The 9,038-nt window shown below is 66.5% G+C and carries 9 protein-coding genes; 7 read left to right on the forward strand and 2 right to left on the reverse strand.

What is annotated here, in order from left to right; translation table 11 throughout:
- On the reverse strand, positions 1-2,300 hold a 2,300-nt coding region (locus G3N98_RS36465), incomplete at its 3' end, for an efflux RND transporter permease subunit (protein WP_206150838.1).
- A gap of 267 nt (positions 2,301-2,567) precedes the next feature.
- Between G3N98_RS36465 and G3N98_RS36470 the strand changes: the two genes are divergently transcribed.
- Both G3N98_RS36470 and G3N98_RS36475 read left to right on the forward strand, forming a co-directional pair.
- Positions 2,568-3,035: an MEKHLA domain-containing protein gene (locus G3N98_RS36470; protein WP_206150839.1), complete on the forward strand. Its 468-nt coding sequence runs from the start codon at positions 2,568-2,570 to the stop codon at positions 3,033-3,035.
- Positions 3,036-3,271: 236 nt separating this feature from the next.
- Positions 3,272-3,577, forward strand: coding sequence for a DUF4148 domain-containing protein (locus G3N98_RS36475; RefSeq protein ID WP_206150840.1), 306 nt, complete (start codon positions 3,272-3,274; stop codon positions 3,575-3,577).
- 71 nt (positions 3,578-3,648) lie between these two features.
- On the opposite strand, the gene ansP is transcribed toward G3N98_RS36475, so the two are convergent.
- On the reverse strand, positions 3,649-5,139 hold the full coding sequence (gene ansP, locus G3N98_RS36480) for an L-asparagine permease (RefSeq protein WP_206150841.1): 1,491 nt from the start codon (positions 5,137-5,139) through the stop codon (positions 3,649-3,651).
- A 458-nt stretch (positions 5,140-5,597) separates the two neighbouring features.
- On the opposite strand from ansP, the gene G3N98_RS36485 reads away from it, so the two are divergent.
- The 5 genes from G3N98_RS36485 to G3N98_RS40060 form a co-directional block, all read left to right on the forward strand.
- The gene (locus tag G3N98_RS36485) at positions 5,598-6,404 is read left to right on the forward strand and encodes a transporter substrate-binding domain-containing protein (RefSeq protein ID WP_046546696.1); all 807 of its coding nucleotides are present in this window, start codon (positions 5,598-5,600) and stop codon (positions 6,402-6,404) included.
- 89 nt (positions 6,405-6,493) lie between these two features.
- On the forward strand, positions 6,494-7,180 hold the full coding sequence (locus G3N98_RS36490) for an amino acid ABC transporter permease (protein ID WP_175237791.1): 687 nt from the start codon (positions 6,494-6,496) through the stop codon (positions 7,178-7,180).
- The gene (locus G3N98_RS36495) at positions 7,177-7,827 is read left to right on the forward strand and encodes an amino acid ABC transporter permease (protein ID WP_089433577.1); all 651 of its coding nucleotides are present in this window, start codon (positions 7,177-7,179) and stop codon (positions 7,825-7,827) included. The genes G3N98_RS36490 and G3N98_RS36495 overlap by 4 nt, the downstream gene beginning before the upstream one ends.
- Positions 7,814-8,563, forward strand: coding sequence for an amino acid ABC transporter ATP-binding protein (locus G3N98_RS36500; protein ID WP_089475984.1), 750 nt, complete (start codon positions 7,814-7,816; stop codon positions 8,561-8,563). The genes G3N98_RS36495 and G3N98_RS36500 overlap by 14 nt, the downstream gene beginning before the upstream one ends.
- Before the next feature lie 173 nt (positions 8,564-8,736).
- Positions 8,737-9,038: DUF4148 domain-containing protein (locus G3N98_RS40060; RefSeq protein WP_241026238.1), on the forward strand; the 302-nt coding region annotated here is incomplete at its 3' end.

Here is a 9,038-nt window from a genome sequence, read left to right on the forward strand (position 1 = left end):
TTCGCGCAGAACCTGCTGATCGAGCTGCCGGACAGCGCGATCAGCAGGTTCTGCGCGACGTCGCGCTGCTGCAGCCCGGCCAGGATCGCCTTCGTGCGGTCGACGTTCACGTCGATCGCCGGTTCGTCGCCGGGTTGCTGAATGCGCGCGTCGACGAGCCCACGCACGCCGCGCAGCTTCGCGAGCAGCGTGTTCGCGACCGCGCGGTTCTGGTCGAGCTTGTTGCCGACGATCTGGATGTCGATCGGCGCGGGCAGCCCGAAATTGAGGATCTGGCTGACGATGTCGGCCGGCAGGAACGCGAACGTCACGCCGGGGAACGACTGCGCGAGCACATTGCGCAGCGTCGCGACGTACGCGGCCGTGGACGCATGGTTCGGCTTCAGCGTGATCAGCACGTCGGCGTCCCCGGTGCCGATCGGATCGGACGCGTCGTACGTGAGGTTGATCCCGCTCACCGGCACGCCGATGTTGTCGAGCACGCCCGCGAGCTGGTCCGCCGGGATCACGCCGCGGATCTTCGCTTCCACTTCGTCGGTGAGCCGTGCGGTCTCCTCGATCCGCGTGCCGGTCGGCGCGCGCAGGTGCAGGCGGATCTCGCCGGTATCGACCGACGGAAAGAAGTCCTGGCCGGCGAACGCGAACAGGCCGGTCGATGCGACGCAGGCGAGCAGGAACGCGGCCGCGAAGCGGCGGCGCCGCGCGATCGCCGCGGCGAGCAGCGCGCGATAGCGCAGCCGGACGGCCTCGAAGCGATGTTCGAACGCGGCCTGGAAGCGCGCGAGGCGGGCGAACACGCCGCGCGGCGGCCGGCCGTGGCCCTTCGCGCGCATCAGCGCCATCGCGAGCGTCGGCACCAGCGTGCGCGAGAAGAAGTACGACGCGATCATCGCGAAGATCACCGCTTCGGCCAGCGGCACGAACAGGTAGCGCGCGACGCCGGTGAGCAGGAACATCGGCACGAACACGATGCAGATCGACAGCGTCGACACGAAGGTCGGCACCGCGATCTCGCCCGCGCCGGTCAGAATGGCCTCCTCGAGCGGCGCGCCGAGCTCGAGATGATGCGTGATGTTCTCGATGGCGACGGTTGCGTCGTCCACCAGGATCCCGACCGCGAGCGCGAGCCCGCCGAGCGTCATGATGTTGATGGTCTGGCCGAGCACGGCGAGTGCGAGCAGCGACGTGAGCACCGCGAGCGGGATCGTGATCGCGATGATCAGCGTCGCGCGCCAGCTGCCGAGGAACAGCAGGATCATCAGCGCGGTCAGGCAGGCGGCGATCAGCGCCTCGCGCACGACGCCCTGGACCGCCGCCTTCACGAATACCGACTGGTCGTCGAGCGGCGAAATGTGCAGCGCCTTCGGCAGCCCGGCCGCGATCTTCGGCAGCATCGCCTTCACCTGGTCGATGATCGTCAGCGTCGACGCGCTGCCCGTTTTCTCGACGGTCAGCAGCGCCGCGCGTTTGCCGTCCACCCGCACGATGTTGGTCTGCGGCGCGTAGCCGTCGCGTACGTGAGCGACGTCGCGCACATAGACGACCGTGCCGCCGATCGTCTTCACCGGCAGGTCGTTCAGCGCGGCCACCGTCTGCGTGCTGCCGTTCATCTGCACGTCGTACTCGTGCGTGCCGATCTTCGCGGTGCCGCCGGGCAGGATCAGGTTCTGCGCGTTGATCGCGTTCACCACGTCGATCGGCGCGAGGCCCTTCGCCTGCAGCGCACGCGTGTCGAGATCGACGACGATCTGGCGGATCTTGCCGCCGAACGGCAACGGCACGGCCGCGCCCTGGACGGTCGCGAGCTGCGTGCGGATGAAGCTGTTGCCGAGGTCGTACAGCTGCTGCTCGGCGAGCGTGTTGCTCGACAGCCCGAGCTGCAGGATCGGCACCGTCGACGCGTTGTACGTGATGATGTTCGGCGGCAGCGTGCCGGGCGGCAGGATGCGCAGGATCGACGCGGCGTTGCTCGAGGCTTCCGCGATCGCGCGATTGATGTCGGCGCCCGGGTGGAAGAAGATCTTCACGACCGACACGCCGTTCAGCGATTGCGATTCGATGTGCTCGATGTCGTCGACGTCCGACGTGAGCGCGCGTTCGTAGTTCGACGTGATGCGCTTGGCCATGTCTTCGGCGGAGAAGCCGTTGTACGACCAGACGATGCTGACGACCGGAATGTCGATGTTCGGGAAAATGTCGGTGGGCGTGCGCAGCAGCGCGAGCGGCCCCGCGATGAAGATCAGCAGCGCGAGTACGACGAACGTGTAGGGCCTGCGTAACGCCAGCCGGACGATCCACATGATGGTGCTCCTCGAAGCGGGGAATGGACGCGCATTCGATGCGACGAGCACGCAGTCTGCCGGCGCGGCGTTGACCCGACCCTGACTCGAAGATTACGAAACCGTTATCTGCGCCGGCGCGGCGGCAGCGGCCGTGCGGCGGGCCGCGCAGCGCGATGCGGGCTGGCCAGACACGCGCCGCCGACGGCGGCGCGCCGCTTCATCCATAATGTCCGGCGGCAAACCTTCGCTCATTCGCGTATCTCGCCGATTTCAGGAGCCAGACCGATGTCGTTGCGCACCGATGCAAACTTCTTCCTCCTTCTTGCCGACTCGTATCACCGCCTCGTGAACCGGCCGCTCGTGCCCGACGGCATGAGCGCATCCGACGGCGCCGCGTGGCTGTACGACACGGCGCCGTTCGGCATCCTGGCGCACGACACGGCGGCCGATCCGGTGTTCGTGTACGGCAACCGGCGCGCGCAGGCGATTTTCGAGTACGACTGGGATGAACTGACGGCGTTGCCGTCCCGTCTGTCGGCGGAGCCGATGGAGCGACACGAGCGCCAGGTGTTTCTCGACAAGGTGATGCGCGATGGCTTCGTGGCCGAATACCGCGGCGTGCGCGTGACGAAGTCCGGCAAGCGGTTCTGGATCGAACGCGCGACCGTGTGGCAGCTCATGGACGCGAACGGAGTCGTGCACGGCCAGGCCGCGATGATTCCGGAAGTACGGCCGCTCGACGCGCCCGCATGAACGCGACGATCGACGGGCACGCGCGTCGCGTCGCGGGCCCGCGCGATGTCCGGCGAACCGGGGCGGCCCGCCCACGACGGACGCGAGCGCTCAGATAACAAAACCGTAATCGAAGCCTCACCTTCAGGAAAGCGCGCGAATCGCAGAATGAATCCAACTCTTCATCACATCGATGGGGAGCGGATGTCCGGCCTGATCTGCGGACGCGAACACGCCATCATTGAGAGGTGAACATCATGAACAACCTGATTCGTGCAGTCCTGCTTTCCTGCGCACTGAGCGCACCGATCGTCGCATTGGCGCAGACCACCGACCATGCGCTCACACGGGCCGACGTGCGCGCCGATCTCGTCCGCGTCGAACAGGCCGGTTATCGGCCGATCAGTAACGATCCGAACTATCCCGAGGACATCCAGGCCGCCGAGGCGAAGGTCGCCGTGCAGCAAGCGCAATCGGCTGCCGCACCGAGCGTCGCCGCAAAGCACACTGATGCGCAATCGCTCGCGTCGCTCGACGAGCACCCGCTGTACGACCATCACTGAGCATGGTTGGCGACCGCCGTCCACGGCCCGACGGCGGTTCCTTCAACGGACGGCACGCATGCCGCAGCGAGTCAGTCGTCGCCGTTCTCGAGCACGTTCTGCGTGAGCGCGATCGACGGAATCGTCGGCTTGAGCAACGCGCGGCGCGCGCGACGGCTCAGCCACTTCCAGCCGGCCACGAGCAGCAGCGCGACCAGCGGGATCGAGGCGATCGTCCAGGTCCCGTTCGGATAGTCGAATGCCATCAACACCAGCACGCCGAGCAGGAACAGCAGCGTGAGCCATGACGTCACGGGCGCGCCGGGCATCCTGAACGATACGTCGTCCACGTCGCCGCGCCTGACCGCGGCGCGGAACTTCATCTGGCACACGACGATGAAGCCCCAGGTGCTGATGATGCCGAGCGACGCGATGTTCAGCACGATCTCGAACACGCTCGACGGCACCAGATAGTTGAGCAGCACGCCGACCACGTAGATCGCGACCGTCACCAGAATGCCCGCGTACGGGACGGACTGCCCGCTCATCCGCGCGAGGAACGCGGGGGCCGAGCCGCCCATCGACAGCGAACGCAGGACACGCCCCGTCGAATACAGGCCGGAATTGAGGCTCGACAGCGCGGCGGTGAGCACCACCAGGTTCATCACCGAGCCGATGCCCGGCACGCCGAGCGCGCCGAAGAACGTGACGAACGGGCTCTGGCCCGCCTTGTACGCACTCCACGGCAGCAGGCAGACCAGCAGAACGACCGATGCGACGTAGAAAATCGCGATGCGCCAGATCACGTTGTTGATCGCGCGCGGCAGCACCTTGCGCGCATCCTTGCATTCGCCGGCGGCCGTGCCGACCAGTTCGACGCCCGCGAACGCGAACACCACGCCCTGCACCAGCACCAGCGCCGGCATCAGTCCGTGCGGAAAGAACCCGCCGTTGTCGGTGATCAGATGCAGGCCGGTGCCATGGCCGGCCACCGGCATGCCCGTGCCGAGGATCGCCGCGCCGATCACGAGAAACAGCACGATCGCGGCGACCTTGATCAGCGCGAACCAGAACTCCATTTCCGCGAACCATTTCACGCCGATCAGGTTCATCGTCGCGACGATGCACAGCGCGACGAGCGCGAAGATCCACTGCGGCACGGCCGCGAACGGCGCCCAGTAATGCATGTAGAGCGCGACGGCGGTGATGTCGACGATGCCGGTCATCGCCCAGTTCAGGAAGTACATCCAGCCCGCGACGAACGACGCCTTCTCGCCGAGGAATTCGCGTGCGTACGACACGAAGCTGCCGCTGCTCGGGCGATGCATCACGAGCTCGCCGAGCGCGCGCAGGATCAGGAACGAAAACGCGCCGCAGACGAGATAGACGATCGCGAGCGCCGGGCCGGCGGCCTGCAGCCGGGCGCCGGCGCCGAGAAACAGCCCGGTGCCGATGGCCCCGCCGATCGCGATCATCTGCACCTGTCGATTGCCGAGGGTCTTGTGATAGCCGGCTTCGTGCGATTCGAGCCAGCTGCGTTTGTCGGTTTCGCCGGTTGTCGACGGGTCGGGAATCGATGCCATGACGGGTTCCTCGCGCAGGGAGGGGATGGGATTCATCCCGATCGCGGACGATCGGGACCACCGGTACCGGAGGTCCGGCGCGCGCAATCGCGCGCGCCCGTCCTGATGGCGATTCGTCGGACGTGACGAAAGGCACGGTACGTCGCGAACGTATTCAGCCGTAATTCCGGTCACAAATGGAATGCAAATTTGGACTGGGCCGGTTCGAATCCATGCATAGGGTGTCGGCGCCGGGTGAACCGGATAGGTAATTTGGTGCGCCGGCGCGCGCTGCGGGGGCAACCGTTACCGACGGCGCCGGCTCATGCACCGAAATGAGGAATCCGGCGTATCGAAATTTCCGTCTGGCGCCGATGCGGCCAGCGTTTCACGGCGATGGCCCGGTTTTTGCTGGGATGGTGTCGGCCGCGCAATCGTTGCGCGCTGCCCGACGACATACCAGACAAGGAAGATTCACCGTGAGCCCGACGACCCGACCGTTCCCCCGACGCACCTGGCTGGCTGCGCTGCTCGCCGCCCCCGTGATCGCGCTGTTCGCCGCCGCGCCGGCCCACGCCGATGCGCTCGACACCATCGCGAAAAACGGCACGCTGCGCGTCGCGGTGCCCGAGGACTATCCGCCGTTCGGTTCGGTCGGCACGGACATGCAGCCGCAGGGCTACGACATCGACATGGCAGGCCTCCTCGCCAAGGCGCTCGGCGTCAAGCTGAAGCTGGTGCCCGTGAACAGCGCGAACCGGATTCCGTACCTGACGACCAACAAGGTCGACATGGTGATTTCGTCGCTCGGCAAGACCCCGGAGCGCGAGAAGGTCATCGATTTCTCGAGCGCGTACGCGCCGTATTTCCAGGGCGTGTTCGGGCCGTCGGACGTGAAGGTGAGCGCGCCCGCCGACCTCACCGGCAAGACGGTCGGCGCGACGCGCGGCGCGCTCGAGGAGATCGCGCTGTCGCAGCTCGCGCCGAACGCGACGATCAAGCGCTTCGAGGACAACAACGCGACGATCCAGGCGTTCCTGTCGGGGCAGGTGCAACTGATCGCGGCCGGCAACATCGTCGCGGCGGCGATTCTCGCGAAGAATCCGCCGCGCCGCCCCGAGGTCAAGTTCGTGATCAAGAATTCGCCGTGCTTCGTCGGCGTCAACAAGAACGAACCGCGCCTGCTCGCGAAGATCGACGATGCGATCGCGCATGCGAAGCAGGACGGCTCGCTCGGCGAGCTGTCGCGCAAGTGGCTCGGCCAGCCGTTGCCGGCCGGGCTGTGACGTATCGCAGTGCAGCCTGACACGTTGCCGCGGCCGGGATGCCCGGCGTGGCGCGTGTCGTTGTCCGAACCCGAATTCATCCGCTTCCCATGAGCTACCAGCTTCAATTCGGCGAACTCGCCGATTACGCCGGCGTGTTCGCGAGCGGCGCGGCGATCACGCTCGCGCTGACCGCGGTCGCGACCGTGCTCGGCGCGGCCGTCGGCGTGCTCGGCGCGGCCGCGTACAGTGCCGACGCGCGCGCGGCCGTGCGCTTGCGCCCGCTGATCGGCGCGTACGTCGAGGCGATTCGCAATACGCCGTTCGTCGTCCAGCTGTTCTTCATCTTCTTCGGCTTGCCGGCGCTCGGCGTGCACATCGACGAATACACGGCCGCGATCCTCGCGATGACGCTCAATCTCGGCGCGTACTCGGTCGAGATCGTGCGCGCGGGCGTGGCCGCCGTGCCGAAAGGGCATCTGGAGGCGGCGTCCGCGCTGGCGATGTCGCGCGCGCAGATGCTGCGCCACGTCGTGCTGCCGCAGGCGCTCGCCAAGGTGTTTCCCGCGCTGTCGAGCCAGATCGTGATCACGATGCTGGGTTCGGCGGTCGTGTCGCAGATCTCGGTGGCCGACCTGACCTATGCGGCCGGCTACATCCAGTCGCGCAATTTCCGTGCATTCGAGACGTACTTCGTGATCACGCTCGCGTATCTGGCGATGGCGCTGCTGATGCGGGCCACGCTCGGCGCGATGGGCCGCCGCCTGTTCTCCCGCCGCATGCGAGGTGCGCGATGACCGATTTCACGTTCGGGCAGATTCTCGCGAACCTGCTGCTGGCCGCGCGCTGGACGATCGTGCTGTCGATCGTGTCGTTCGTATCCGGCGGCCTCGTCGGCCTCGGGCTGCTCGTGATGCGCGTGTCGGGTTCGACGGTGCTGCGCGGCATCGCGAAGCTCTATATCGAAGTGTTCCAGGGCACGCCGTTGCTGATGCAACTGTTCATCGTGTTCTTCGGCCTGCCGCTCGTCGGGCTCGACGTGCCGCCGTGGGTCGCGGCCACGGCGGGGCTCACGTTCTTCACCAGCGCCTATCTGGCGGAGATCTGGCGCGGCTGCGTCGAGGCGGTGCCGAAAGGGCAGTGGGAGGCGTCGGCCAGCCTGGCGATGAGCTATGTCGAGCAGTTGCGTCACGTGATCCTGCCGCAGGCCGCGCGCATCGCGATCGCGCCGACGGTCGGCTTCGGCGTGCAGGCGGTGAAGGATACGGCGCTCGTGTCGATCATCGGCTTCACCGAGCTGACGAAGGTCGGTATCGCGATCTCGAACGCGACGTTCCGGCCGTTCGTCGTGTATGGCCTCGTCGCGCTGATCTATTTCGCGCTCTGCTATCCGCTTACCCGTTATGCGCGCACGTTGCAAAGGAGATGGCATGCCGCTCGTTGAAACCCGAGGTCTCGAAAAGAACTTCGGCACCCATCATGTGCTCAAGGGCATCGACCTAGCCGTCGAGCGCGGGCAGGTCGTGTCGATCATCGGCCGCAGCGGCTCGGGCAAGAGCACGCTGCTGCGCACGCTCAACGGGCTCGAGAGCATCGACGCGGGCACGATCTCGGTCGACGGCGAACGCGTCGATGCGCGGCATGCGGACTTGCGTGCGCTGCGGCTGAAGGTCGGCATGGTGTTCCAGCAATACAACCTGTTTCCGCACCTGAGCGCCGGACAGAACGTGATGCTCGCGCAGTCGGTGGTGAAGAAGTCGCACCGCCAGCAGGCGCGCGCGATCGCGGAGCTGATGCTCGAGCGCGTCGGCCTCGGCGACAAGTTCGACGCGTTTCCGGAACACCTGTCGGGCGGCCAGCAGCAGCGCGTCGCGATCGCGCGTGCGCTTGCGATGAAGCCGAGCGTGCTGCTGTGCGACGAAATCACGTCGGCGCTCGATCCCGAGCTCGTCGGCGAGGTGCTGGGCGTGATCGAGCAACTCGCGCGCGAGGACATGACGCTGATCATGGTCACCCACGAGATGAATTTCGCGCGGGCGGTGAGCGACAGGATCGTGTTCATGCACCAGGGACGCGTGTGGGAGAGCGGGACGGCCGACGAGATCTTCGAGCGTCCGCAGACGGTGGAATTGACGCGGTTTCTCGGCAGCGTGCGGAACCCGGAAACGGTTGCGCGCTGACAGACACGGCCGTGCGGCCGGGCCGCGACCTGATGACAAGACCGTAATCGAAGCCTCACCTTCCGGAAAGCGCGCGAATCGCAGAATGGACACCACTCCTCATCGCATCGATGCGGAGCGGATGTCCGGCCTGATCTGCGGACGCGAACACGCCATCTCGAGAGGTGAACGTCATGAACAACCTGATTCGTGCAGTCCTGCTTTCCTGCGCACTGAGCGCACCCGTCGCCGCATTCGCGCAAACCGCCGACCATGCGCTCACCCGCGCCGACGTGGTCGCCGACCTGATTCAGGCGGAGCGCGACGGCACGCTGCCGACGTCGAACTGGGACTATCCGCCGAGCGCGCCGACGATCGCGATGCTGTTGCCGTTGACCTACACGATGCATGCCGTGCCGGCATTGCTGATGCTGGCCGGCATCTTTTACGGATCCCAGTACGGCGGCGCAATCGGCGCGATTCTGCTGAATCTGCC

The sequence above is a fragment of the Burkholderia sp. Tr-20390 genome, from assembly GCF_017104595.1.
In the GTDB taxonomy this organism is placed as follows: Bacteria; Pseudomonadota; Gammaproteobacteria; order Burkholderiales; family Burkholderiaceae; genus Burkholderia.

Excerpts from the sequence above, each read along its gene's own strand:
- G3N98_RS36495 (WP_089433577.1), top strand. The coding sequence starts at position 7,177 with ATGACCGATTTCACGTTCGGGCAGATTCTCGCGAACCTGCTGCTGGCC.
- G3N98_RS36470 (WP_206150839.1), top strand. The coding sequence starts at position 2,568 with ATGTCGTTGCGCACCGATGCAAACTTCTTCCTCCTTCTTGCCGACTCG.
- ansP (WP_206150841.1), bottom strand. The coding sequence starts at position 5,139 with ATGGCATCGATTCCCGACCCGTCGACAACCGGCGAAACCGACAAACGC.
- G3N98_RS36475 (WP_206150840.1), top strand. The coding sequence starts at position 3,272 with ATGAACAACCTGATTCGTGCAGTCCTGCTTTCCTGCGCACTGAGCGCA.
- G3N98_RS36490 (WP_175237791.1), top strand. The coding sequence starts at position 6,494 with ATGAGCTACCAGCTTCAATTCGGCGAACTCGCCGATTACGCCGGCGTG.
- G3N98_RS36500 (WP_089475984.1), top strand. The coding sequence starts at position 7,814 with ATGCCGCTCGTTGAAACCCGAGGTCTCGAAAAGAACTTCGGCACCCAT.